Source organism: Faecalibacterium sp. AF28-13AC (genome assembly GCF_003478405.1).
In the GTDB taxonomy this organism is placed as follows: domain Bacteria; phylum Bacillota; class Clostridia; order Oscillospirales; family Ruminococcaceae; genus Faecalibacterium; species Faecalibacterium prausnitzii_E.
Window position 1 is genome coordinate 1 of sequence record NZ_QUFG01000014.1, and the last position, 21,455, is coordinate 21,455.

30 protein-coding genes are annotated in these 21,455 nt (G+C 47.2%); 7 read left to right on the plus strand and 23 right to left on the minus strand.

From position 1 onward, the window contains the following. Positions 1-83: 83 nt before the first annotated feature. Positions 84-1,352 carry a GHKL domain-containing protein gene (locus DWY95_RS15105; RefSeq protein WP_118554129.1) on the minus strand — a complete coding sequence of 423 codons (1,269 nt, stop codon included), beginning with the start codon at positions 1,350-1,352 and terminating at the stop codon, positions 84-86. Next, positions 1,349-2,047, minus strand: a complete 699-nt coding sequence (locus DWY95_RS15110; RefSeq protein WP_117472332.1) for a LytTR family DNA-binding domain-containing protein — start codon at positions 2,045-2,047, stop codon at positions 1,349-1,351. The genes DWY95_RS15105 and DWY95_RS15110 overlap by 4 nt, the downstream gene beginning before the upstream one ends. Positions 2,048-2,226: 179 nt before the next feature. Between DWY95_RS15110 and DWY95_RS15115 the strand changes: the two genes are divergently transcribed. The 5 genes from DWY95_RS15115 to DWY95_RS15130 all read left to right on the plus strand — a co-directional run bounded on the left by DWY95_RS15115 (position 2,227) and on the right by DWY95_RS15130 (position 4,673). Then, positions 2,227-2,784 (plus strand): accessory gene regulator B family protein, encoded by a 558-nt coding sequence (locus DWY95_RS15115; protein ID WP_117930452.1) that lies wholly within the window; start codon positions 2,227-2,229, stop codon positions 2,782-2,784. Positions 2,785-2,826: 42 nt separating this feature from the next. After that, positions 2,827-2,997, plus strand: a complete 171-nt coding sequence (locus DWY95_RS17250; RefSeq protein WP_182400592.1) for a hypothetical protein — start codon at positions 2,827-2,829, stop codon at positions 2,995-2,997. A gap of 12 nt (positions 2,998-3,009) precedes the next feature. Further along, entirely contained in the window at positions 3,010-3,546 is a 537-nt protein-coding gene (locus tag DWY95_RS15120; RefSeq protein WP_243082832.1) for a DUF5626 family protein, read from the plus strand. Between the two features lie 277 nt (positions 3,547-3,823). Then, positions 3,824-4,321 (plus strand): hypothetical protein, encoded by a 498-nt coding sequence (locus DWY95_RS16920; RefSeq protein WP_117472328.1) that lies wholly within the window; start codon positions 3,824-3,826, stop codon positions 4,319-4,321. Positions 4,322-4,349: 28 nt separating this feature from the next. Continuing rightward, positions 4,350-4,673 (plus strand): hypothetical protein, encoded by a 324-nt coding sequence (locus tag DWY95_RS15130; RefSeq protein WP_117472326.1) that lies wholly within the window; start codon positions 4,350-4,352, stop codon positions 4,671-4,673. A 118-nt stretch (positions 4,674-4,791) separates the two neighbouring features. On the opposite strand, the gene DWY95_RS15135 is transcribed toward DWY95_RS15130, so the two are convergent. The 18 genes from DWY95_RS15135 to DWY95_RS15215 form a co-directional block, all read right to left on the minus strand. Further along, a complete protein-coding gene (locus DWY95_RS15135) occupies positions 4,792-5,073 on the minus strand; it encodes a DUF6061 family protein (RefSeq protein WP_117477596.1) in 282 nt (93 codons plus the stop codon). Between the two features lie 85 nt (positions 5,074-5,158). Beyond that, positions 5,159-5,479: a toprim domain-containing protein gene (locus DWY95_RS15140; RefSeq protein WP_112091634.1), complete on the minus strand. Its 321-nt coding sequence runs from the start codon at positions 5,477-5,479 to the stop codon at positions 5,159-5,161. A gap of 70 nt (positions 5,480-5,549) precedes the next feature. After that, on the minus strand, positions 5,550-6,200 hold the full coding sequence (locus tag DWY95_RS15145) for a DUF4366 domain-containing protein (protein ID WP_118554131.1): 651 nt from the start codon (positions 6,198-6,200) through the stop codon (positions 5,550-5,552). Next, positions 6,193-6,465, minus strand: coding sequence for a DUF4315 family protein (locus DWY95_RS15150; RefSeq protein ID WP_118554132.1), 273 nt, complete (start codon positions 6,463-6,465; stop codon positions 6,193-6,195). The genes DWY95_RS15145 and DWY95_RS15150 overlap by 8 nt, the downstream gene beginning before the upstream one ends. A gap of 11 nt (positions 6,466-6,476) precedes the next feature. Next, a complete protein-coding gene (locus DWY95_RS15155; RefSeq protein WP_147365979.1) occupies positions 6,477-8,486 on the minus strand; it encodes a C40 family peptidase in 2,010 nt (669 codons plus the stop codon). 19 nt (positions 8,487-8,505) lie between these two features. Then, positions 8,506-8,826, minus strand: a complete 321-nt coding sequence (locus DWY95_RS15160) for a hypothetical protein (RefSeq protein ID WP_118554134.1) — start codon at positions 8,824-8,826, stop codon at positions 8,506-8,508. Continuing rightward, positions 8,823-11,279: a VirB4-like conjugal transfer ATPase, CD1110 family gene (locus DWY95_RS15165; RefSeq protein ID WP_118554135.1), complete on the minus strand. Its 2,457-nt coding sequence runs from the start codon at positions 11,277-11,279 to the stop codon at positions 8,823-8,825. The genes DWY95_RS15160 and DWY95_RS15165 overlap by 4 nt, the downstream gene beginning before the upstream one ends. Beyond that, a complete protein-coding gene (locus DWY95_RS15170) occupies positions 11,215-11,583 on the minus strand; it encodes a PrgI family protein (protein WP_117530085.1) in 369 nt (122 codons plus the stop codon). Before DWY95_RS15170 ends, DWY95_RS15165 begins: the two co-directional genes overlap by 65 nt. A 78-nt stretch (positions 11,584-11,661) precedes the next feature. After that, the gene (locus DWY95_RS15175) at positions 11,662-12,498 is read right to left on the minus strand and encodes a VirB6/TrbL-like conjugal transfer protein, CD1112 family (RefSeq protein WP_330577007.1); all 837 of its coding nucleotides are present in this window, start codon (positions 12,496-12,498) and stop codon (positions 11,662-11,664) included. Positions 12,499-12,563: 65 nt separating this feature from the next. After that, entirely contained in the window at positions 12,564-12,779 is a 216-nt protein-coding gene (locus DWY95_RS15180; RefSeq protein ID WP_113998658.1) for a Maff2 family protein, read from the minus strand. 232 nt (positions 12,780-13,011) lie between these two features. Beyond that, positions 13,012-14,793 (minus strand): VirD4-like conjugal transfer protein, CD1115 family, encoded by a 1,782-nt coding sequence (locus DWY95_RS15185; protein WP_118554181.1) that lies wholly within the window; start codon positions 14,791-14,793, stop codon positions 13,012-13,014. A gap of 101 nt (positions 14,794-14,894) precedes the next feature. After that, positions 14,895-15,392 carry a PcfB family protein gene (locus tag DWY95_RS15190; RefSeq protein WP_118554136.1) on the minus strand — a complete coding sequence of 166 codons (498 nt, stop codon included), beginning with the start codon at positions 15,390-15,392 and terminating at the stop codon, positions 14,895-14,897. 31 nt (positions 15,393-15,423) lie between these two features. After that, positions 15,424-15,609, minus strand: coding sequence for a hypothetical protein (locus tag DWY95_RS15195; protein WP_118554137.1), 186 nt, complete (start codon positions 15,607-15,609; stop codon positions 15,424-15,426). A 4-nt stretch (positions 15,610-15,613) separates the two neighbouring features. Continuing rightward, positions 15,614-16,276, minus strand: coding sequence for a phage antirepressor KilAC domain-containing protein (locus tag DWY95_RS15200; protein WP_158577570.1), 663 nt, complete (start codon positions 16,274-16,276; stop codon positions 15,614-15,616). Between the two features lie 13 nt (positions 16,277-16,289). Further along, positions 16,290-17,171 carry a DUF6017 domain-containing protein gene (locus tag DWY95_RS15205; RefSeq protein ID WP_118554139.1) on the minus strand — a complete coding sequence of 294 codons (882 nt, stop codon included), beginning with the start codon at positions 17,169-17,171 and terminating at the stop codon, positions 16,290-16,292. Between the two features lie 389 nt (positions 17,172-17,560). Then, positions 17,561-17,716 carry a hypothetical protein gene (locus DWY95_RS17135; protein ID WP_158577571.1) on the minus strand — a complete coding sequence of 52 codons (156 nt, stop codon included), beginning with the start codon at positions 17,714-17,716 and terminating at the stop codon, positions 17,561-17,563. Between the two features lie 14 nt (positions 17,717-17,730). After that, the gene (locus tag DWY95_RS15210; RefSeq protein ID WP_118554140.1) at positions 17,731-18,393 is read right to left on the minus strand and encodes a sigma-70 family RNA polymerase sigma factor; all 663 of its coding nucleotides are present in this window, start codon (positions 18,391-18,393) and stop codon (positions 17,731-17,733) included. Positions 18,394-18,803: 410 nt separating this feature from the next. Further along, the gene (locus tag DWY95_RS15215) at positions 18,804-19,010 is read right to left on the minus strand and encodes a hypothetical protein (protein WP_118554141.1); all 207 of its coding nucleotides are present in this window, start codon (positions 19,008-19,010) and stop codon (positions 18,804-18,806) included. 280 nt (positions 19,011-19,290) lie between these two features. Here DWY95_RS15215 and DWY95_RS15220 point away from each other — a divergent pair, with 280 nt between their 5' ends. Together DWY95_RS15220 and DWY95_RS15225 are read left to right on the plus strand one after the other, a co-directional pair. Continuing rightward, positions 19,291-19,692 (plus strand): helix-turn-helix transcriptional regulator, encoded by a 402-nt coding sequence (locus tag DWY95_RS15220; protein ID WP_118554142.1) that lies wholly within the window; start codon positions 19,291-19,293, stop codon positions 19,690-19,692. Between the two features lie 45 nt (positions 19,693-19,737). Further along, positions 19,738-20,286 (plus strand): hypothetical protein, encoded by a 549-nt coding sequence (locus DWY95_RS15225; protein WP_118554143.1) that lies wholly within the window; start codon positions 19,738-19,740, stop codon positions 20,284-20,286. 65 nt (positions 20,287-20,351) lie between these two features. On the opposite strand, the gene DWY95_RS15230 is transcribed toward DWY95_RS15225, so the two are convergent. Genes DWY95_RS15230 through DWY95_RS15240 form a run of 3 tightly spaced genes read right to left on the minus strand, consistent with a single transcriptional unit; the run spans position 20,352 to position 21,445 of the window. Further along, a complete protein-coding gene (locus tag DWY95_RS15230) occupies positions 20,352-20,678 on the minus strand; it encodes a hypothetical protein (protein ID WP_118554144.1) in 327 nt (108 codons plus the stop codon). Between the two features lie 17 nt (positions 20,679-20,695). Beyond that, complete coding sequence (locus DWY95_RS15235) at positions 20,696-20,887, minus strand: hypothetical protein (RefSeq protein WP_118554145.1); 192 nt, start codon at positions 20,885-20,887, stop codon at positions 20,696-20,698. Between the two features lie 12 nt (positions 20,888-20,899). Then, positions 20,900-21,445, minus strand: a complete 546-nt coding sequence (locus DWY95_RS15240; protein ID WP_118554146.1) for a hypothetical protein — start codon at positions 21,443-21,445, stop codon at positions 20,900-20,902. Positions 21,446-21,455: the final 10 nt, after the last annotated feature.

Sequence of the window (21,455 nt, forward strand, 5' to 3'; positions counted from 1 at the left end):
GAAACGTTCCACTACTATTATCCCATGGGTGTCCATCCGCCGGGAGATTTGACGGTTACGATCATTTGGCTGTGGAAACATATTTAATTTTCGCAGTTCAGGCGGACTTGGACGGTAAACACACCGTCTTTCTTTTTCGTATAGAAGTCACCATGATTCTCCTGAACGATACGATTTATGTTCTTTAGTCCGTAACCGTGATACTCTCCGATGCGGATGCTACGGACGGTATCGCTGTATGGATTCTCAAGCCGATAAAAGAGACTGCGATACTGCTTGCGCAGTTGTAGATGAATGATTCTCTGTTCCGCTGGCAAGTCGCAACAGGCTTCAATGGCGTTGTCAAATGTGTTTCCGATAATGATGCTCAAAGACAACGATGAGATCGTCAGAACTTCAGGAATCGTCACATCCAGTTTGACCTTGATGTTATTCTTCTCTGCGATTCGCAGGTAATAATTTAAAAGAGCATCCACAACAGGGTTTCCGACAGCAGAAACATTTGTGGAACGCTCAAAAATATCCGTGGCAGCTTGTGCAATCTTGTGAAGTTCTTCGGTATCGCCGTGTTCTGCAACCGCCTGCATCGCCAGAATATATTTCTTCACATCATGCCGCAGGGAACGGACTTCTTCCTGACGTTCTTTGAGCTGCTGGTAGTATTCCATTTGAAGATTGTACTGCTGCTCGTTGAACTTGACTTTGAATTTTTCCAGTTCATTTTCCCGGAGAGCTTCCACATAGAACACAATCAGGATGTTTATAAGGAGAAGCACAGCCATAAGGCCGACCATATAATCCGGGAAATACTCATCCGCAGCATGATACTGTGCTACATAACAAACCGCGATGCTTGCGACTTGGATTGCAATGATTGGCAACAGCCATAGGATGCGCAGAGCATTTCCTTTTCGGCTGAAAAAATGTGAGACCAGGACTACGAGCAGAATTTGTATCAGGTTTGAAAAAACGACATAAATCAACCGTGCTGCCCCAGCTTGCATCAGAATGTCGGTGTCCGGGATGCGCAGTCCAATCAGGAGCATTGCAAACACTTCCACCAAAGCAGCCAGTGTAAAGAAAGCTCCACTTGCGAAAAACGCCTGCCATGGCCGCACTTCGTAGAATAGCAACGCAAGGAGGAATCCGCCAACCAAAAGATAGACTGTGCGCTGCGTCACCCAATTCGGAAATAAGCTCAAAGCACACTGCCCAGCGATAAAAAGTGCAACATACACATAGAACCATCTTGAAATGGGTTCCTTTTGAGGAAACAGCCGACCGATGAAAAGCAGCAACAGGGCGATGTTGGCAAAACTCCCTGCAAACTCAACGAAATAATAAAGCATCATCTTCCCAAATAAGCGTTGAAATTTTGATTGAACTCCTGACGCTTCCTCCTGCTGATCGGCAGCTGATGTCCGCTGGAAAGAAAAACGGCGGTTCCAGTAGCGTAAACAATGTGTTCCATATTGACAAGATAACTTTTGTGTGGCGACACGAAGCATCGTTTGGGAAGCTGCTCCAAGGCTTCAGGAATGCTCATTCTCAATGTAAGGTCTTGCTCCTTGCAGTGGATCAGAACTTTATGTCCGTGGCTTTCCAGAAAGTAAATGTCCGATGTTTCCAAGGACATGGTGACACCATCGTATTCAATCGTGAAATGTTTGGAGTTCAGTTCCTGAAGGACGGCATCCATCGCCGCAGCGAACAGCGTCTGATCCAAGGGCTTAACAAGATAACGGAATGCAATACCATATCCCTGCACAGCATATTCGTGCCGCTTCGTGACAAATACCACCAAGGGATGCTTCTCCATTTGAATCAGAGATTGTGCCAGCTGAAAGCCGTTGGATGGCATCTCAATGTCGAGCAGCAGCAAATCAAAGGATTTCTTCTGCATCTGCAATTCGCTCAGAAGTTCATTCCCATCCATGTAAGTTTCAATGTCAAAGCAACCTTGCACATCGTACTGCTGAACGCTTTGAACAATGCCATCAAGGTCTGACTTCTCATCATCGCAGACTGCAACATGGTACTTCAGCATTTCGACAACCTCCACAAAATAATGTCCTGATACTATTATAGACTGTGCAAAGGCTCCTTACAAGTAGCCTGACCTACCACTTTTGTCACCAGAACGACCAGTTTTGCCAAACCTCTTGATTTTGTTGAAATTTATGATACAGTGAAGCAAAAATCAGAAGATAAGGTGGCGCAACTGCAATGTGGGAACGCACGCTGTCTCAGAAATTAGTCCGTCTTTTCTGCGAACAAAAAGTGGTAGACGAATCAAAAGCGGATGCGTATGTCTATGGGTACGAGTTGCTCATATCATCTGTTGTGAGCATTCTGCTTGTCATCCTCATCTCAATTATATGTGGTGATGTTCGATACTCGCTTTCATTCTTGATCGGCTTTATCCCGCAGAGAATCTACATTGGTGGCTATCATGCAACGTCGCACACCAGATGCTATCTGGCATTTACCGGACTGGCACTTATCTGCATTTTGCTGAGTAAAGTAATTGCAGCAAATAACCTTTTTCGTATTATAACAACAGTAGCTCTTTTGGGTATCTCTATCTTTTTCTCTCCGATAGAAGCAAAGAATAAGCCTTTGGGCAAAAAGAAGCGGTTAAGCTATAAGATGATCGTATCTGTTCTTTCGTCAATAGATTTCCTACTTGCCATTTTCAATGTGCTTCCATACACACGTCATGTGGTTTGCTACTATCTCTCCAAATGGGTGTTGATTGTATTCGCAATAATTCCTTTGATTTAACAGAAATTTAATGCCAACTTTTGTAGATAAGGAGGTGATAACATGAAAAAGAACAAATGGATGCTGCTTCTTGTCGCTTTTATTGCATTTTTGGTATTGGTTTATTTTATTGGTGCGCGCCTTAATGCAACGGCAGAGGCATTGACAATTATTTCTCTCTGCATCGGCATACTGGTCATTTATTTAGTCGTAAAAGCAATCAAATCAAAATAAGGAAAGGAAAATATGATCATGAGTACAAGAAAATTTATCAAAAAACTTACTGCGAGTCTGCTTTTTATTGCGGTTGTAATGTCGTTTGGCACTCAGTCTGCCTTCGCTGAATCGAATTCACCGAAAGCTACCGTTAAGAACAATGTTGTTACTTTTAGCAATCTCGATCAACTGAAGGCAAACGAGAAGCTCACCATTGCGGTAGTTGACCGTAATGGTGAGCCAGCAACTATTACTATCGAGTCAGTGGGAAATTCAATTTCTCGTGTAGCGAAATCGTCGAATTCTTGGAAAGTTTCGTACAACGGAGTGGTGATTCGTGCATATTTTTATATGACAGTGACGAATAACAAAGTCACAAATGCATGGGACTATTCAATTACAACTTTGGGTTCCACATATAGTGATGCAAGTCTGACGTATAACTCCAGTTCGGCAAAACTTACCTTTACCAGTAACGCTTATAATGGTATTGCTTCTCATACTTGCTGGTTGAAGGGAACTCCTCGCGGAACAAACAATGAAGTTGATGTAACGTATTCTATGTAATGTGGAGGATAATATGAAACGGAATCCCCAAGAACTGCTTTTTTCCCTGAGTAAAATCGCATGTGCTTTTGCAATGGCAATTGCAGTCTTAAGTGTGAATAGCACCTGCTGCTTTACGGCATACCAACCGGACGTTCCCGACTCTCTTGATTATGACTGAAACCACATAAGATATGTTGTGTAAAAATAATGTGGGGTGATGCCAGTAAGGTTGAATATACTGCAAAAAAGTTTTCATATAAATAAAAACAACATATATTCATTTTGGAGGAATACTATGAAATCGGTGAAACACCTTTGGGCATCGTTACTAATTGTTATGGCGTTTGTAATTATCTGTCCGACAGCATTAGCGGCGACCGGTAACTCTTCGCAGATACATTCAAAAAATCCTGTGGATGCTTATCCTAATTCGACAGTTGGCGTCATTCATTTTTATATTGATGACGGAAAGCTGATTGTTTATGACCCTGACGAACGTACTAGCGTACGGGGCGATACAGGAACCGCAACGATTTACTGGACCATTCCGGGACAGGTTTTTTGGTCAATATCTTCTAATATTTCTGGGCCGATGGTGTTCTCTGGAAGTGTGAGTACAACAGCTGGTGATTATTGCCCGCTTAATGGCATTAGTTTTGATGGTTATGTTAGCGGTCTTGTAGATGTTCAAATGATGCCTGGTAGCAATTATGCAACATTGGAAGGATCAATGTTAGATATTCAAGGTGTTTCCTATGTGTTGCCGGGAGTCGAAGCGTATATGTATCATTGATTATCGGATAGAACACATGGAAAATCATATGGAAGATAATGACATTCCGAAATTTCGCACTTATCGTGGAGAAATCGAATTTGAAGGAACGTTAATACAGGCTGATATTTTTATTGACAATAAAATGCTTGAAGACAGAAACAGCTTTTTAATAAGTTTTTTGTGCAAATCTAATAAGATGTATAAAATGATTTGCAGAAATGTTTTAAAAAAGGAAGGATATTATATAAATCTAAAACTCAATGGTGTAAAATTGAAAACCCGTGTCCTTTCAGTGTCGCAAAGCTTTATTGATAGTAACTCGGAAACATATAGAATTGGCCTTATGTGTTCTAATGATTTGCGCATCTAAATCAAAAGACAGTCGATGGTACGGTTCGGAGCGAAGTATCAACAAATCAACAGCCCTCTATTTGCAACGACTGCAAATAGAGGGCTGTTTTGTTTGCTTTGGATATTTTAATTAAAGGTCAATCTTCTAATATGCCATGGTCACAGCCAAGTGAGAGATAATGCTCAATCTCACCACTCAGCACAAGCTGGACGTACTCTAAGGGCTTGTTATATAGTAGCCAGTCCAGTTCTGCTCGCTGCGCAGGGGTGTTGCCGTATTCGTCCTCAATGGAGATACAATCAATGGAAAGGGTGGTGCCATCTTCAAATCGGGCTTCCACCCGGTTGGTGTCCATGTTGTAGTGGCAGGAAAGCACTTTTTGAGAGTGATTATGGTCGAAATTCTGATTTTGTTTCATTTGAATAGCTCCTTTAATGACTTTGAAATTTGATTTTCAACAAAATGAGGTCTCTTTTTTCTTTTTCTTAAGTCACCTATCCGCACTATCCTGCATCGCAGGCGTTCACCACATAATCGAATTTCTTGCTGCGGAGCAGTTTGCGCAGAACATTGAACTGCGGCTTCTTGGTATTGTGTACCAGCAGTTTCCACTCAACAGGGAGAATCGGCAAATCCTCAAAACGCCAGTTTTCATAGCGTTCATCGTAATGTTCCGGGGCCGCATACTCTGCCAGATGCCCCAGACACCAGCTTACCACGCAATCCCCACCCTCCAGATACCCGTCCTCCTGCCGATATGCACCGATCACTTTTGCAATGGATTTCGATACGCTCGGTTTTTCTGCAATCACCAGATATTTCAACGCTTTCTCCTTTTTGAAAAAAGCAGGGATAGCCTTTCGACTACCCCTGCATCCTTATGTTACGGTTTTTTTATGTGTCGTTCTCGTTGTCCTGCTGGTTATCCTCGTTTACCGTTGTAAGGCTCTGGTCGGTTTCCAGATTTTCACTCTGCGGCGTTTCTTCCTTCGGCTTCGGCTTATAAATGTAGAAGTAGAAGAAAGCACCTGCACCGCCCAGTGCCGCCACGAACACCAGCAGCAGAATCTTATTCATGCCGCCGCTCGATTCTTCTTTCTGTTCTTCGATTTCTACATCCGGGGTAGGTTCGGGTTTGGTTTCGGGCAGAACTACCGCAGGCGTTTCTTCTTCCTGCTTGCCGTTCCGTTCTTCATCGTCCAGAAACTCCTGCAAATCGTACTCGTCGATCATCGAGAGCATATAGACGTTTTCGCTGTTTCGCGCCCGGTCGATCACCAGAAAGAATGTGTTGCCGCCCTTGGTCTTTACTGTGAAGAACTCCTTGCTGGGGTCATCCACGATGTTATCCTCCACCTCGCCGTTGCCTGCGATGGTGAACGGGATTTTTTCTTCCTCGGTCGGTTCCTCTTCCTCGATCACCTGTGTCGGTTCCTCCATCACTTCAGTGGTGTCCACAAAGGCAAAGGCCGGGGTCGAAAAGCCCACTGCCATCAGCAGGGTCAGAATTGTGCTGGGGATAACAACTCCCAGCCGTTTAAGCATCTTTTTCAATCGCTTCCTCCGTTTCTGCTTCCTCCGAAGCGTTGTTTACAGTGGTCAGGAACGTCACGTTGCCCGCCTGAATGTTGTCCAGCAGAGCCAGCAGTTCGCGCCCGCCCATCTTGGTGCTGCGGATGGCACGAATGATCTCGCTGTCCTCTTCCTTTTTCTGTGCTGCCCGGATGGTTCTCAGCCGTTCTTCCAGTTCCGCGATCTGCTGTTCCGTTTTTTCGGCTTCATCCAGATATTTCTGTAATTTTTTGCCCATCGGTCCTCCTTTCAGTTGATGCGGCCAAAGCCTAAAAAGTGGCTTTGCCAGTAGGTCGAATTGATACTGGTGTAGGAAATAGGATCGCCGCAGTGGATCATCATGCCATTGCCGACGTAGATTCCAACGTGCGACGCACCAGTGGTGTTATAGGTTTTCTCAAAGAAGATCAAGTCACCAGGCTGTGCATCCGCAGGAGAAACATAACTGCACTTTCCGCGCAGACCGTTAGCTGTTGTACGCCCAACGCTCCATCCATTGCCGCTGTTATTGATGACCCAGCAAACGAAGCCAGAGCAGTCAAAACTGGTGCTTGGGGAACTTCCGCCCCACACATACGGCATACCAAGATACTTTTCGGCTTCCTCAATCATCCTTGCGAACTTTTCATCCGAAAGGGCTTCCGAGGGAATGTCGTACTTGAAGCCACCGCCGGAGCCACCAGCACCACCACCTATGCCGATACTGCCCGTTGTGCCGCCGCTGTAAGTCGGTGATCCTGCGCCGAACAGTTCGGGGCGGTTGCCGTAGGTCAGGTTGTAGGCATCGTATCGCCCGGTCTGCTTCTGGTTCATGTTCTTCCGCGCGATGGTATCGAAGCCCTTATTTTTCAGCAGGACATTGAGGATTTTGTACTCATACTCCACTTCTTCCTGATAAGTATAGGTTTCCATGCTGACGTTTCCAAAAGCGTCTATCGTTGGCCGAACCCCTACTCTGGTTTCCATGCGAGTGTGAATCTCAATAGTTTCCCACACTTTCAGGAGATACTGCTGCTTGAACAGTTCCTTGATAACAGGCTTGACCTGCCCTCTGGTGAACTGCTCATAAACTGCCGTCAAATGAGAAATCAGCTGATACGGGTCATGCCCGATCTCATCCAGCTGATAACGGTATTCATCATAGCCCGGATGTGTGGATTCCATCTGCCGAATCTGTTTATCCAGTTCCTTTTCCAGTTCCAGATAATCCTCTTCCGCACCTTTCATGTCGGCATCCTTGCTGGGGTAGGTTGTTCCCACAAAGGTACTACCCGTTCCCTGAATCGCTGCACCACAGCTTGAAAAGGCCCCCAGCATGACCATCACCAGAAGGATGCCAACACCAATACTGACCCACAGGGTTTTATTCTGCACGACGATCTCCTGCACCGCCGCTTTCGCTTTCTCCGTAATGGTGTTTGTTGCCGCTGCTGCCTGCTTGCTGGCGGAAGTTCCGGCTTTCTGGCCGCGCTTGGCGGCTGCATAGGCATCCTTATACTGCTTTTTCTGGTAAAACTTCGCACCGACTGTTTTTGCTTCACCTCCTGCGGCAGTCGGTGGCGGCTGGGGCTGTTTCTTTTTCAGCGACGGTTCTGCTGCATTTTCCGCCGTACCACCCTCGCTCTCGGAGAATTTCAGGCGGCTGGACTTCTGATCCTCGCCACCTCTTTTCTCTGCTCTGGCAGATTTGTCTTTGGGCTTTTTTCTACCTTTGACAAAGTGGTGCAGGCGTTCGGCGGCTTCTTCCGACTTGTGAGCAGCTTCCACGCCGGAATTGTCCTTTTCTACCTGATGTACTTTCTGATGAGCAAACCCGGTGGCGGTGTCCGCTCCTTTCTTGGCCACCTTCTTAACGCCCATTCCTACGCCACGGACAATACCGCCTTTTTCATCTTCAAAAGAAAGTCGGCCTTTCTTTGTGGGCGGCTCTGCATCCGATTCCACAGGCGCATCCTTCGGCTTACCATCCTCCTGATGGGCTTTGTAATAGTCTGCGCTCTGCTTGGCGGTGCTGTGATGCCGGGGTACATCCTCCTCCCCGTCCCCGGCATCCATGCACCGTTCTTCTTCCACGATAGTTTCTTCATCCGTTTCCTTTTCCGCAGTTTCTTTTGCCAAATCTTCCTGCTCCGGCTTTTCTTCTGCGGTTGCGGACTTCTGTTCCCCGGTGCGGAGGTTTTCATCCACCAGACCATCCTTGGTCATTTTCTGGACGATTTTATCTCTGCCCCGAAACTTTTTGTCTGCTATGGAAATCACCTCCTTCCGGCTGGAGCCGTCATGCGATCAGGGCTGCGTGGGTTTCCCACTTATCAAGCACCTGTTCCAGCTTCCGGGCAAAGGCGATCAGACGGGCATTCACTTCCTCACGGTCCAGATAACCGTGGGCTTCCATGTGAAAGCCGTCAGTCAGTTCATCGGCCAGTGTGCCAACGGCGTAAAAGTCCTCCAGCACCGTATGCACTACCGATTCTTCATCTTGGAAGTTGAGCGGCTCCACCTCATCGAAAGGCGGACCGGAATCGCTTTCGTGCGGCTCCATGTCAGAGTGATGATGAATCTTACGGCTCAGTCGGTCAAAAATGTTCGGTGTGTTCATGCTTCTTTTTTCTCCTTGTATTTTCCCATCTCATTGGGTTTCGTTGTCATCAGGCTGTACAGTTTCAGCGATGTATCGAACTTATCCTTGAACGGGATAATCGTGTTACCGTAGAATAGTAGTCCCTCGCCCTCGTTGCTGTTCGTCACATACGACAGCTGGAACGGCGAAATATTCAACTGCTTGGCAAGGATTTGCCGGTCGCCAGATGCCTGGTTGAGCATATAAATAAAATCGCTGTTCTCGAAGATGTTCTCGATTTCCCGGCTGGCCAGCAAATCCTTAATGTTCTGCGTAATTCCTGTCGGTACACCGCCCCATTTTCGGAACCGCTTCCAGATTTCGACGCTGTATGCAGCGGTCTGTTCCTCTTTCAGCAGGAGGTGGAACTCGTCTATATAGTACCGGGTGTTCTTTTTGCTGTTGCGGTTGATGGTAACGCGGTTCCAGACCTGATCCTGGACGATGAGCATACCCAGTTTTTTCAGCTGTTTGCCCAACTCTTTGATGTCGAAACAGATAATTCTGTTATCCAGTTCCACATTCGTCTGATGGTTGAACACACGCAGCGAACCATTGACGTAGATTTCCAGTGCCGTGGCGATACGCTGCGCCTGCCGCTCCTTCTGCTCACGCAGACAGTCGTACAGATCACCAAGCGTCGGCATATTCTCCGGCTTCGGATCGTTCAGATACTTCTGATAGACCAGCGGCAGGCAGCGGTCTATGACCGACTTTTCTTCCGGCTCCATGCCATCCCGTGCGCCCATAATCAGTTCGCACAGGGAAAGAATAAAGTCCGATTTCATGCCCAGCGGGTTATCATCGTCCGCGTAGTTCAGATTGATGTCCATCGGGTTGATGTAGTCCTTACTGGTGGACGAAATATGGATAACCTGACCGCCCAACGCTTCCACCAGCGGATAATACTCGCCCTCCGGATCTGCCACGATAATATCGTCCGTTGTGGTAAAGAACACGTTGGTGATCTCACGCTTTGCACTGAACGACTTACCGCTTCCGGGTGTGCCGAGGATCAGGCCATTTGGGTTTTTCAGCTGCTTCCGGTCTGCCATAATCATGTTGTTGGACACCGCGTTCAGACCGTAATAGAGGGAATCTCCCTCCATGAAAAGCTCCTGCGTGGTGAAGGGAACAAAGATTGCTGTTGAGGTGGTGGTCAGTGCGCGCTTGATGGGAACAAGATTATTGGCCAGCGGCAGGCTGCTCATAAGCCCCTGCTCCTGCAGATAATCCAGACGGTTCAGAGTGCAGTTGAACTTCTGAGCGATACCCGCAGTCTGAAACACAGCACTATCCAACTCCTGTTTGGTCTTGGCTGTATTGAGGAAAAGCACCGTAACAAGGAACATACGCTCATTACGGCTCTGCAGATCATCCAGAATCTTCTTGGCCTCGCCACCATAAGTTGCAAGGTCGCTCGGAATAATTTCCATATCATAACCAGACCTCACAGCTTTCTTCTGTTCCTCAATTTTCATACGGTCCAGGTCGGTAATTTTGCCTTTAATCAGTTTGATGGCTTTCAGCTGGTCTACCGACTGCACATGGATACTGACCACCAGATTTTTGTCCATATCCAGAAACTCGGCCAGCACCTTATCCGTCAGTTCCGGGGCAAGGATGTTCAGGTAGGATGCAGCACCGTAGGTGTCGCCCATCATAAAGTCCTTGCCGCTTTTGAACAGGAAACTGGTCGGAGAAATGAAGTCCTTGGTCGTCATGCCGCTCTGCAGGATGCGGTCATAGCTGAAGTCAAACTTCTGCTGTTCCTCCTGATGAAAGGTTTCGTACATGATCTGCAGCCGTTCCACGCCGTTCAGCGGGTAGGCTTTCACGCCCAGCACCTTGAAATTATTGAGAATATCGGTTTCGATACGCTCTAACCGGGGCTTTGCTTCCCGGACACTCTTTGCTTCGATGCTGAACGTAATGTACTTCGTGCGAACCAGACCGTTATTGCCCTTGGCAAGCTGCTGTTTCAACATCTGCGCATATTCCATACGCACATCGTCAAACGCGTCGTGCTGCGGCTCGATCTGAATTACCTTGTTGTACTCGCTCATATCGCTCTTGTGGTTGATGAACGAAAGCTGAAAGCGGATGCTGGCATCGAAATAGTTGAGGAAGTCGCACCAGCTTTCAAAGATGGTGTTTTTATCCTCGTTCTGTGCCAGCTGGTAGTTAATGTCGTAGAATCGGACAGTTTTGGAGTACAGATGTTCCTCCACCCGGCAGATACCGTCGCGCCCCATTTCCAGATATGGAATGGAACGCTGTACGGTCAACCGTTGTTCCTTTTCGTTCCTTTCGGGTTTACGAAAGAACTTTTGGAAGAAGCCGCCGAACTGCGGTTTCTTCTTCGGTTCACTTTTTACCAAGGATGCCTCCTTTCTTCTGGATCGGTGCTGCGGTTTCCAGTTCCCGCTCATACAGGTTTTCGACCTCATAGCGGCGTACCGCCGGACGTTTGAAGCGGACGCTGATGAAATTCGTCAGGATGGTTTCAAGGTGCATCCCATTTTTCTCGTACAGAGCAAAGAAAAACTCCGGCAGCATCAGAAGCACCATGCCTGCCGCCGCATTGCTGGTTCCCAGCGTATCACGCATAAGAAAATAGAACGGAACGCCGATGCCCGCCGCAAAACCCATACACACAAGCTGGCGTTTCGTCAGGTTCAGAAAGACTTTATTCTTCACTTTGGAAAGGTCTTTGGGAATCGTTACATAGGCCATGGATTACCAGAACAGCCAGACCGCCGCCGGGAAACGGCGTTGCCTGCTGTCTTTTCCTTTCATTGGATTTTCCCGGATTTAGTGACTGCCGAAGATCTGTTTGGACAGACTTCCCGTTTTGAGCAGCGAGAAGCAAAGAATCACCGTGTAGGCCATCGTGCCGAACAATGCCGAGTGAATATCCGAAGATACCCGGATGCTGCCGATGAGGGCTGCATAGATTGCCACACAAACCATCATCAGGAACGCTTGGAATGCCAGCGCGAACAGCCCTCGGAAGTAGTTTGTACCCACATGGCCCCATTCACGGTTACTCATGGTTGCAAACGGAATCGGAGCAAGCGAAGTGTAGAGGTATATTTCTATCATTCTGCCGTACATAATTACCGTGATAACCACCGACAGAATTTTCAGACACCAGCTTACAACAAGGGTTTCCAATGCCAGCGTCACCAGTTCGCCAATCGCCATTGTTGCCATTGCCGCCTGCATCTGCATGGAAAGAGAACTAATATCAATGGCGGTATTGCCACGGATAATGCCGGAGGAAGAATTTACCACCGACTGTCCAATGTCAAATACCGCCATTGCAATATCGAACGTATGGCTGACGAGATAGACCGCGATCCACATCTTCACGAAATACTTGAAGAACATCCAAGTGTCTACATCGTGCAGATTGTTCCGCTCTGTCAGCATCGAAATCAATTCGTAGCAGAGGATCAGCGTGATGATGATTCCCGCAATGGGGATCACCACCGAATCCGAAATGTTGCGGATCATGCTGAAAATGCTGCTGTTCCACCCTTGCGGTGTCTGCCCGACCTGAGCAGCGATTTCACTGGTCTGTTGGTTGACCGCTGTGAACATCGTACTCAGGTTGGACTCCACCATGCCGGAAAGAAGTTCCCTCATCCATTTTTCGATTGCTGCGAAAATATTATCGAACAATGGCGGGTTTTCCTCCTATCGCTTGTTGATTAGCCGAACAGACCAGAAAGCAGCGGGATCAGCTGGGTGCCGATGAGGATGACACCGCCGCCGGACATCAGCTGCTTCATGCCCTGCGACTTTGCGCCGGGGTTGTCGTTTCCGTACCCTTCCATGAGGTTCACAACGCCCCAAACACCAAGGCCCGCGCCGATGGCAACAACGAGAGTCTGCAGAACGGTAATAGCCTGATTGAAGAATTCCATAGTCGTTTTTCGCCAGATTGCAGCATTGATAAAAAACACGATTCCAAAAGAAAAACAGGCTGGCACATCTTCGGTGCTGCCTGCTCCTGCAATTCTGGCTTCTCCTTTCATTTTCATAAAAAATCAGCCTTTTGGAATCGCAAAATGTAGAGATCAGTCGGGTGAATTTCCTGCCACGGGGTCTGCCCGGACAGGCGGGCGAGTGTATTTACTTCGGATAATGACCTCCTTCCTATGCTGTGCTTTCTTCGGACACATCCACCTCGTAGCAATCGAATTCTTCATCCATCCGCAGCCTTAGTTCGTGCTTCAGGTAGCGTTCTACATCGAAAGCGTTTTTCTTATCGAAGTCCGAAAGCTCCTTGTACCGCTTATGCTTGGTAATGTCGAATTTGTCGCTCAGGAATGGCCTGACTCCGCGCAGCTGCAGGATACACTTGCTGCCATCCATGACAGAAAGCTCGTCCCGGCTCATAAGCTCCTTGCCAGTCTTTTGGTAGGTTGTCCCAAATGATGGGCTTTGACCGCGCGTGTCGGAAGTGTTATATAGGTCGATGGTTTCTTTCCCCAAGGTTTCAGAAATCTCTTTGAGTGTCGAGCTTTCCTTACCACCGAGGAAAAGCATGGTGTCACAGTTACCGATAATGGTTTCTGCGGCATCTTTGTAGATGGTTTTAAGCTGGCTCTGAGATTGCAGGATGATGGATGCCGAAATCTCGCGGCTGCGGATGGTGGCGATCAGCTTATCAAACTTCGGGATCAGACCGATGTTTGCGAACTCATCGAGCAGCAGCCGCACATGATACTTTAGCTGGCCTCCGCATTGATCGTCTGCACGGTCACAAAGCAGATTGAAAAGCTGGGTGTACATGATGGACACCACGAAATTGAACGTATCGTCCGTGTCGGAAATAATAACGAACAAGGCCGTGCGGCGGTCCCCCAGCAAATCCAGTTCCATCTCATCGTAGGCCATAAGGTCACGAAGTTCCGCAATGTCAAATGGGGCTAACCTGACACCGCAGGAAATAAGAATCGACTTAGCCGTTTTGCCTGCCGCCAATTTATACTTTTTATACTGGCGAACAGCAAAGTGTTCCGGCTTGTCCTTTTCCAGTTCTTCAAAAAGCTCGTCCACGGCATTTTTGAAGTTTTCGTCATCCTCGCGGGCTTCGCTGGCGTTGATGAACTCCAGCAAGGTGGAGAAGTTCTGCTCCTCCTCCGGGGCTTCATACCAGATGTAGCCAATCAGTGCGCAGTAGAGCAGGCGTTCAGCCTTAACCCAGAAATCCTCACCGGACTTCTCGCCATCCCCCTTTGTGTTGGCGATAATGGTATTGACCAGTTTCAGAATATCCTTTTCGCTACGGATGTAATGGAACGGATTGTATCGCATGGATTTTTTGAAGTTGATGGTGTTCAGGACTTTGATTTTATACCCGGCATCCGAGAGCATCTTTCCGCACTCGATAATGATCGTACCCTTGGGGTCCGTCACGACATAGCTGACCTTTTGGGGCATCTGCATCAAGTTGGGCTTGACGTAAAATCGGGTCTTACCGCTGCCGCTGCCGCCGATCACAATGACGTTCTTATTGCGGGCGTACTTCGGATGCTTTGGTCTACCACTCATCATCAGCCGTTCGGTCTGTGTGAGTATGACGTTGTTCTCGAATACCGGGTCAATAAAAGGCTCGATGTCCTTCTGGTTGCCCCACCGGGCAGAGCCGTACTCCTCGCCTTGCCGATACTTCTTCGCGTTCTTCCCTTTGAAGTAGATCACTGCTTTCAGCGCAGCTGCGCCGACCAGCCCCACCATCAGGTCGAATGGGTGAAAACTGGGCAAGACACTTTTGTAGGCCAGGCCAAAGTTCATAAAAAGAACCATCAGCCTGTCCACCATAGAATCGCCATTGCAATGACGGTATAGCCATGCGGCTTTCTCCACCATGTAAAAGGCAATGATGTACGGAAAATTCAGCAGGATCAGCTTTTTCATATCAGCTGACTGCATCATCCTACTGAACTCTGCAGCCATTTTTTTGCCCCATGCCGTGCCGCCCGTCTGGTTGGACGGTGCTTTGCGCGGCAGGCGGGCAGGTGTTTTCAGATTCTTCATCGTATCGGCTCCTGCTCCCTCTTCTTTTCTTTCTTGAGCTGACGGTGATTGGAAAGCTCCTCTTTCACCTTTTCCAGCTTCTGACGCACCGATTCACGTTTCTGCTTTTTCAGCGTTTCGCTGGTATACTCCTTAAAGGCAGCGGTCATAACATCCACGTCCTTGGCCTTGAAAAAGACCAGATATTCGCTTTTCCCCTCCTGTTCCACCTTTTTCAGACTATAATCAATGCCATACTTCCGGGCCACCCGGTCAAACGACTTGATATTATTGTCCGTGACAACGATGTTCGTGATCTGCGCGCCGCTCTTTTGCAGGCTCTTGATACTCTGCTTACCTGTTCTCTTACATTGACCTTTCCCTTTCTCCTGCTGCTTTTTCTTCTTGTCCATCTCTGCCAGCAGCTTTATCAGGGCCGCTTTCAAAATCTGTGCAGTGATTTTTCCTCCTTTGATGCACAGTGAGATGGTTTTCTCGTTGACTTCTTCCTGCACGGTTGCTCACCTCCCATCTATCGCCGCTGCATCAGGGGTGGACTGCCCCGGCTGCAGGCGGTGCGGTATCCCCCAGCACCGAGCGAAACTTCTTACGGCACTGGTGCAGCAGATAGCCGCACTCCCATTTGTGGCGGCAACGCTTGCAGGGATGGCCGCTGTCCGTTCCCGGACGCTGGCGCATCATGCGTTCAAACGGATTATCGGTAAAATTCATAGGCTTAACCTCCCTGTTCAGCCAGCGGCAGCACCCCGCGCCGCTTCAACGTATGATAAAGGAACTTCCGACCTTTCTGCGTCCATGCCGTGTGCAGCTTTTCCACCTCGGAACCATCGCTGCGCTGGAGCCGGAACGTCAGGCTGGACGTATAGCCCTTCCCGTGGTGTTCCGAATACAGCACCCACTGGCCGTTGGCCCGGTACTGGATGCCGTGCAAGTGCAGCAGCCGATTGAACACCTTTGCTCCGCAGCCGTACTCCTTGGCGATCTGCGTAGTCGTCACCAGCGAATCGGAATCGCTCAACTGCGCTTCGTAGCTGCTCCGGCGCGGCGACTTCTTATGCAGCAGGCCCAGCAGCGCATCCCAATCAAACGGCTGCGGATTGTACGCCGCACTGACTGCCGTGTGGTGCAGCTTGCAGAGCTTCTTTGCCATGTCCTGCGTGATGCGGTAGTCTTTTACATACCGCTGAACCGTGCGCCCTCCCTCATCCTGCAGCCGGACGCGGGGCATATACTCGTAGTCGCGGCCCTCGATGAAACCATACTGACACATACGCGGGAACCACTTGCGGAAATCGCTGCGAATGTGCATCTGGTCATACAAATCACGCGCCCACAGCGTAGAGGGCAGCGTGTCCATACTCATGAATACGATGTTCATGGGGTTGTCCTCCCTAATTTTTATCTGCCCTGCCGCCCCACCCAAATTCATGCCGAACCTGTGCGGAATAATAGCTATCCACAGTCACAGGTGCATTGTAGAGTGTTGCCAGCAGGTATTGCTTGATGTTCCGAATCTGAGTGCTGTTTTCTTTTAAGCACTCCAATATGTATTGGATGTGCGAGGAATCCAGCTTCATCAGGCGGCTTTTCACCACCTCCTTCGGCTTATCCTCCCCGCAAATGCGCAGGAACTTCTTTCTGCTGGTGACGGTTTCCACCAGCAGTTCCAGAATCTCATACAGGACCGCTTTATCTGCCGGATAGCCCTGTTCCAGAATTTCCAATTCCAGAGCTTCCTTGAAATAGCGGCGGTACTGTTCTTCTTCCTGTAATTCAACCGGATAGATAAGATCAGTTTCACTATTATCTGTCTTATTTATCTTCTCAGTATTACTTCCGTTTGATTTTGGAACTCCCGGAAGTTCGTTTTTCAAACTGCCGGAAGTATGATTTTCATACTTCCAGTAGTTTGATTGCGAAAGCCCCGCATAAAAGTCTTTCACATACAGCAGATTGGGTCTACCAAGTCCCTGCCTGTGCCGCTCGATAAGCTGAAACTCCTGTTCCAGTTCATCCAGCAGTTTGACCGCCTTTTGTCTGGCACAATGAATAGAGTCCATGACTTCCTCTATCGTGCAGATAATGTAGGCGTTGCCGTGCTTGTCCTGCCAGCCGTTCTTAATGGAAAGGCTCATACGATCCAGCAGCACAGCATACAGCAGCTTGGCGTCCCCGGACATCTTCTGAAACAGATCAGCCTTGACCAGTGCCTTCGGCACACGGTAAAAGCTGTATCGGTCTGCTTCAAGACCTTTGATATACGGGTACTCCATGTAAATTCATCACCCCCTTATCGGATTGGATTTGCACTATTAGAAATAACAGTACATTCCTGCGGTGGAACACGTTTCCATGCTCCACCGCAGTGTATCTGCTGTTATTTGAACTTTGCCATTCTGCCCCAGCCCGTTCCTGCCCCATATTTCAGCGGCGTATTTTCTGGTAAGACACGCAGGATGCACATTCAGTGCCAGAAGTATCTCTCTGGGATGGCTTATTCAGTTGTCAAAGAGCTTTTGTGAGAGGTTTCTTTTGTGTACCCCCTTACACTAATAGGAATCCGCAGGGCCTTTTTGGAATACAATTTTCAAAAAAAATTTTAGAAATTTTTGATTTTTTCTCCAGGTCATTGGTTTTTGACGCAAAATCGAAAGTTTTGTTTTTATGTAATTCGATATTTTTCATTGAGATAGGCTGCAATACAGCTTTCCAGAGAACTGCTACCAGCAAATTCGACCTCGATGGTATACTCGCCACACCTATTTACATAAGGAGAACCGCTTGCACCATCCTCTAACCGCTGTGAGTTCTTGTTCATTTGACGTTCTCCTCTCATGCCAAACCTCCCGCTGCCAATTCATAATGTGCTTCAAAATCAAATTTCCGGCGAATCCGTTCAAGAGCCTGATTTACCGCTCTTGTTACCGACCCACGCGATATTCCCATATCGTCTGCAATTTCCTGATGGGTCTTTCCAAGAACAAACTGCTGATGGATGAGGTCACGCTGTTTATCTGTCAGAACAGCCAGCATCGCATGAACAGCTTCATTCTCAATAATCTTTTCCAACATATTGATCGTGCGGTCAGCAATCTCACTCCAGTCCTCCGATAATGCGTGGTAGGAAACGCACACATTGCTTCGCCCTGCACCCTCGCACTTTGCCTGATTATCTTCCATCTTCCGCTCACCCTCAAACAAAGCACGGATATGCCACTCGCAGTTTTCAAAATACTCTTCCTTGATTACATCGCCCTTACCCTCTGCTGCATCGTAGGCATAGTCTCCACAGCAGTCATGGATATGGAACACGGTGTTTCGCTTCCCTGCAGAAAACAAAACATAACCGCTGTTGTAGACCGTTAGATGACTGCCCTGATCAAATTCCCTGCGAAGCAGCACGATACCTTCCTCGAAAAGCATCTTGGGAGAAGGAGTGCGCTTTGCATGGGAAGGTGCTTCTACCAGTTCCTTGACCTTTTTCAATGTAAGCATTTTGTCCACCTTTCTGCCTTTCGGCTTCGGGTGAACTGAAAAAAGCAGCAAAAATCATCCCAGATTCACCCGTTTTTTTTGAACGGGAATCTAAGATTCCTCTTGCTGCTTTCTATTTGTTTGAAGTCCCTATACTAATAGGAATCCGCAAAGCCATTTTGGAATACAGTTTTTCAAAAAATTTTGAAAAATAAAAAAAGCCGGAACAGGATGAACTACTTGCAGGCGCACTACTGCACTGCATTCGCTCATTCTGTTCCGGCCTATATCACATATTGCTACGGTATCGCTCTAAACAAACAGATATTATATTGTAGACCCAAAAGAACGTCTGATGGAGCTGGTCGGCTAACCAGGTGCCGCCTAAGATTCCACCTCTGCGCTTTCAGTGTCCGATGAAGCACTCTGCTTCAGGCTTCTTTCCGTTGATTCTCTGCTGTGAAAAATTCGATATTCTTTACGGGAAGGCCGTGAATACACTCCACCAGAGATTCAGCGGAAATATAATCTTCACAGCCACCACGCTTGATCTGAAGCATATTCTTTCCATCAACGACACTGCGATTCCCGATCCGCAGCCCCTTTGGGGTGCGGATTTCATGTTCTCCGTTGCTCATCTTCTTACGGCCTCCTTTGTGTTGGTTTAAGTTTCTTTTTTCTATTCAATTTCACCTTTTGAACTTCCGTTCTTTTTTCACCTTTTTCAGCTTGCATATTCACATTTTTTACGGTATAATAATCCAAAAGATGATAGAATATAGCATATATTATAAGCAAGTCGTGTCGCCGTGTCAAGAGAAAAATGTGAAAATTTGTTGCATCTTTCAGATTGAATATTCACAGATTCCATTGCACATTGTTACAGCACGATAACTACACCATAGAAAGGTTGCAAACATGAAATTTGGAGAGAAAGTTCGCGATCTACGAAAGAAACATTCTTTAACACAGGACGAATTGGCACAATGTCTGGGTATCAACAAACGAACGATCATCGGATGGGAGCGGGATGGCCGCTACCCTCGCAGCATTGAAATGCTTGAAAAGATGGCTGATATATTCCATGTACCTTTGACCTATTTACAGCCGGATCAGTCTTTATTTATCGAACGTGCCGCCGAAACCTACGGAAAAAAGGGCAAAATAGAAGCCCAGCATCTCGCATTTGAGCTTACTGAGCTATTTGCCAGCGGAGAGTTGACCCCGCAGGATATGGACGGCATCATGTATGAAATGCACAAAGCCTATTTTAAGTACCGAGAAAAAAAACGAGAAAAGGAACGAATAATGAACCTGTAAACCACTGTTCCATTCACTATGCTATCCCCGGAAGGAGATCACATTATGGATTCTGCGTTTATTCACCAAGCTGCCAACGAACTTGTCCAAACTGCCGGAACTCGCAACATCAAACAAATCGCGCGCAGTTGCAGTCTGGACATCAGTGAAACATCCCGCATTAAAGATATGCTGGGTTTACTTTCGCTCTATTTTGATAAGCCATTGATCCTTATCAATCGCCAGCTGGACAAACAGACGAAACAGATGGTGTGCGGCTATGCGCTGGGGCATTATCTTGAGCATCAGCTGCTTATGGACTTGCATACACTGGACAAGTTTCTGACCATTAAGGACAAGCACATCCTTCTTTACGAGCATAACGCTTCCACATCCCACCTGATGCTGGACAGTGATGAAGTCTATCAAATGACGAAGCGCGGGCTGGATGCTGCTCAGATTGCCGCTGCTAAGGGAATCCACCTCAATCTGGTGCTGGTGAAGCTGCTGGAACTGCATCATCTGGGGTACGATCTGCGTCACTACCACGCCCAGCATCATGCGTTTATCAAGCATTTCAAGCTGCCACGGTATTTCCGGTTTGATGCTGCGTAAAGATTATCTTCACTGAAAAAGCCCACAGTAGGCAAGTTCGTACTTGTTCGCTGTGGGCTTTGATGTTATTTCAGCTTTGCAAGGATTTCTTCCGCGCTCACGCCGTCTGCCAGAAGCTTTTTCAGGACAGCCTCAGCTTCAGCTTTCTTTGCTTCCTCGGCGGCTTTCTGATCCGCTTTGGCTTTTTTTGCTTGGAGCTTGCCTACTTCTTTCTCAGCAGACTTCAAAGCCGCACGTTTAGTTTTCAGCTCTGCTTTCAGGGAATCAATGTTCGCCGTGATAGACGCAATTTCTGTGTTGAGAACTTCGATGGTAGACTGCTTTTCTGCAATCTGGGATGCAAAGTCGTTGACCACTTTGGGCTTGTTTTTGCTGCCTTTGGTTCTAGGCATAGTTTCCATTTCCCCTTTTAATTATCGTTTTCTTTATTGGAATCTTTCGAGAACTTCCAAAAGTTCGTTCCATGATTCACATTTTCCTTCAAATACACTGTACCATCCGTTGCTTGTTTAGTATCAAGTCCTACATCGCTTCTTGTTATAGCCTCTCTCGTTTCACATTTTGCAAGAAGTTCTTCAGCGCTTAATCCTTTTTGGCTCATATCAAGTCCTCCTCATTTCATAAAAATAAACACGCAAACAAAAGACAAACTCAATGAAAGCAATACATTCAGAACAAGAAACCTCACACAGGTATTGAAAACTTCATACCTCTTTTCCAAAATCGTATGATTGTTCTCCACACACTGCATATAGTTAGCTCCTATGTACTTAACCGCTGTTCTTGGATTTTTCTCTATTATATTCAACTCCATAATATTGTTAATGTCAAGTCTTTGAAACTCAATACTCCCTAATAAAACAACAAGCTTTTCCAATAGTACACAAAATATAACTACATCAACAAGTAGTAAGAGCCAATAGATTATAATCAGTGATATTTTTGTCATATCCTGTGACATCTGAAATGTACTTGCCTTTTCAATGATACTTGTTAAAAGCACAAAAATGAACGCACAAACTGTCAATAGGATATATATCTTATTATCTAATTTCTCAGATCTTTTAACACAATGTTCGTACTCCTCTTTCATTGCATCAAAGACAATATCTTCTGATGTATCGCAATTTTCCTCATTTTTCGTTGTCTCCGTTGTCACAGCGTTTTCA

Excerpts from the sequence above, each read along its gene's own strand:
- DWY95_RS16920 (WP_117472328.1), top strand. The coding sequence starts at position 3,824 with ATGAAATCGGTGAAACACCTTTGGGCATCGTTACTAATTGTTATGGCG.
- DWY95_RS15220 (WP_118554142.1), top strand. The coding sequence starts at position 19,291 with ATGAAATTTGGAGAGAAAGTTCGCGATCTACGAAAGAAACATTCTTTA.
- DWY95_RS15115 (WP_117930452.1), top strand. The coding sequence starts at position 2,227 with ATGTGGGAACGCACGCTGTCTCAGAAATTAGTCCGTCTTTTCTGCGAA.
- DWY95_RS15130 (WP_117472326.1), top strand. The coding sequence starts at position 4,350 with ATGGAAGATAATGACATTCCGAAATTTCGCACTTATCGTGGAGAAATC.
- DWY95_RS15135 (WP_117477596.1), bottom strand. The coding sequence starts at position 5,073 with ATGAAACAAAATCAGAATTTCGACCATAATCACTCTCAAAAAGTGCTT.
- DWY95_RS15200 (WP_158577570.1), bottom strand. The coding sequence starts at position 16,276 with ATGAACATCGTATTCATGAGTATGGACACGCTGCCCTCTACGCTGTGG.
- DWY95_RS15105 (WP_118554129.1), bottom strand. The coding sequence starts at position 1,352 with ATGATGCTTTATTATTTCGTTGAGTTTGCAGGGAGTTTTGCCAACATC.
- DWY95_RS15195 (WP_118554137.1), bottom strand. The coding sequence starts at position 15,609 with ATGAATTTTACCGATAATCCGTTTGAACGCATGATGCGCCAGCGTCCG.
- DWY95_RS15145 (WP_118554131.1), bottom strand. The coding sequence starts at position 6,200 with ATGCTTAAACGGCTGGGAGTTGTTATCCCCAGCACAATTCTGACCCTG.
- DWY95_RS15180 (WP_113998658.1), bottom strand. The coding sequence starts at position 12,779 with ATGGAATTCTTCAATCAGGCTATTACCGTTCTGCAGACTCTCGTTGTT.
- DWY95_RS15235 (WP_118554145.1), bottom strand. The coding sequence starts at position 20,887 with ATGAGCCAAAAAGGATTAAGCGCTGAAGAACTTCTTGCAAAATGTGAA.
- DWY95_RS15165 (WP_118554135.1), bottom strand. The coding sequence starts at position 11,279 with ATGAGCGGGAACTGGAAACCGCAGCACCGATCCAGAAGAAAGGAGGCA.
- DWY95_RS15170 (WP_117530085.1), bottom strand. The coding sequence starts at position 11,583 with ATGGCCTATGTAACGATTCCCAAAGACCTTTCCAAAGTGAAGAATAAA.
- DWY95_RS15205 (WP_118554139.1), bottom strand. The coding sequence starts at position 17,171 with ATGGAGTACCCGTATATCAAAGGTCTTGAAGCAGACCGATACAGCTTT.
- DWY95_RS15185 (WP_118554181.1), bottom strand. The coding sequence starts at position 14,793 with ATGCAGTCAGCTGATATGAAAAAGCTGATCCTGCTGAATTTTCCGTAC.
- DWY95_RS15160 (WP_118554134.1), bottom strand. The coding sequence starts at position 8,826 with ATGAACACACCGAACATTTTTGACCGACTGAGCCGTAAGATTCATCAT.
- DWY95_RS15175 (WP_330577007.1), bottom strand. The coding sequence starts at position 12,498 with ATGAGGGAACTTCTTTCCGGCATGGTGGAGTCCAACCTGAGTACGATG.
- DWY95_RS15210 (WP_118554140.1), bottom strand. The coding sequence starts at position 18,393 with ATGCTTACATTGAAAAAGGTCAAGGAACTGGTAGAAGCACCTTCCCAT.
- DWY95_RS15230 (WP_118554144.1), bottom strand. The coding sequence starts at position 20,678 with ATGCCTAGAACCAAAGGCAGCAAAAACAAGCCCAAAGTGGTCAACGAC.
- DWY95_RS17135 (WP_158577571.1), bottom strand. The coding sequence starts at position 17,716 with ATGAACAAGAACTCACAGCGGTTAGAGGATGGTGCAAGCGGTTCTCCT.
- DWY95_RS17250 (WP_182400592.1), top strand. The coding sequence starts at position 2,827 with ATGAAAAAGAACAAATGGATGCTGCTTCTTGTCGCTTTTATTGCATTT.
- DWY95_RS15120 (WP_243082832.1), top strand. The coding sequence starts at position 3,010 with ATGATCATGAGTACAAGAAAATTTATCAAAAAACTTACTGCGAGTCTG.
- DWY95_RS15215 (WP_118554141.1), bottom strand. The coding sequence starts at position 19,010 with ATGAGCAACGGAGAACATGAAATCCGCACCCCAAAGGGGCTGCGGATC.
- DWY95_RS15110 (WP_117472332.1), bottom strand. The coding sequence starts at position 2,047 with ATGCTGAAGTACCATGTTGCAGTCTGCGATGATGAGAAGTCAGACCTT.
- DWY95_RS15150 (WP_118554132.1), bottom strand. The coding sequence starts at position 6,465 with ATGGGCAAAAAATTACAGAAATATCTGGATGAAGCCGAAAAAACGGAA.
- DWY95_RS15225 (WP_118554143.1), top strand. The coding sequence starts at position 19,738 with ATGGATTCTGCGTTTATTCACCAAGCTGCCAACGAACTTGTCCAAACT.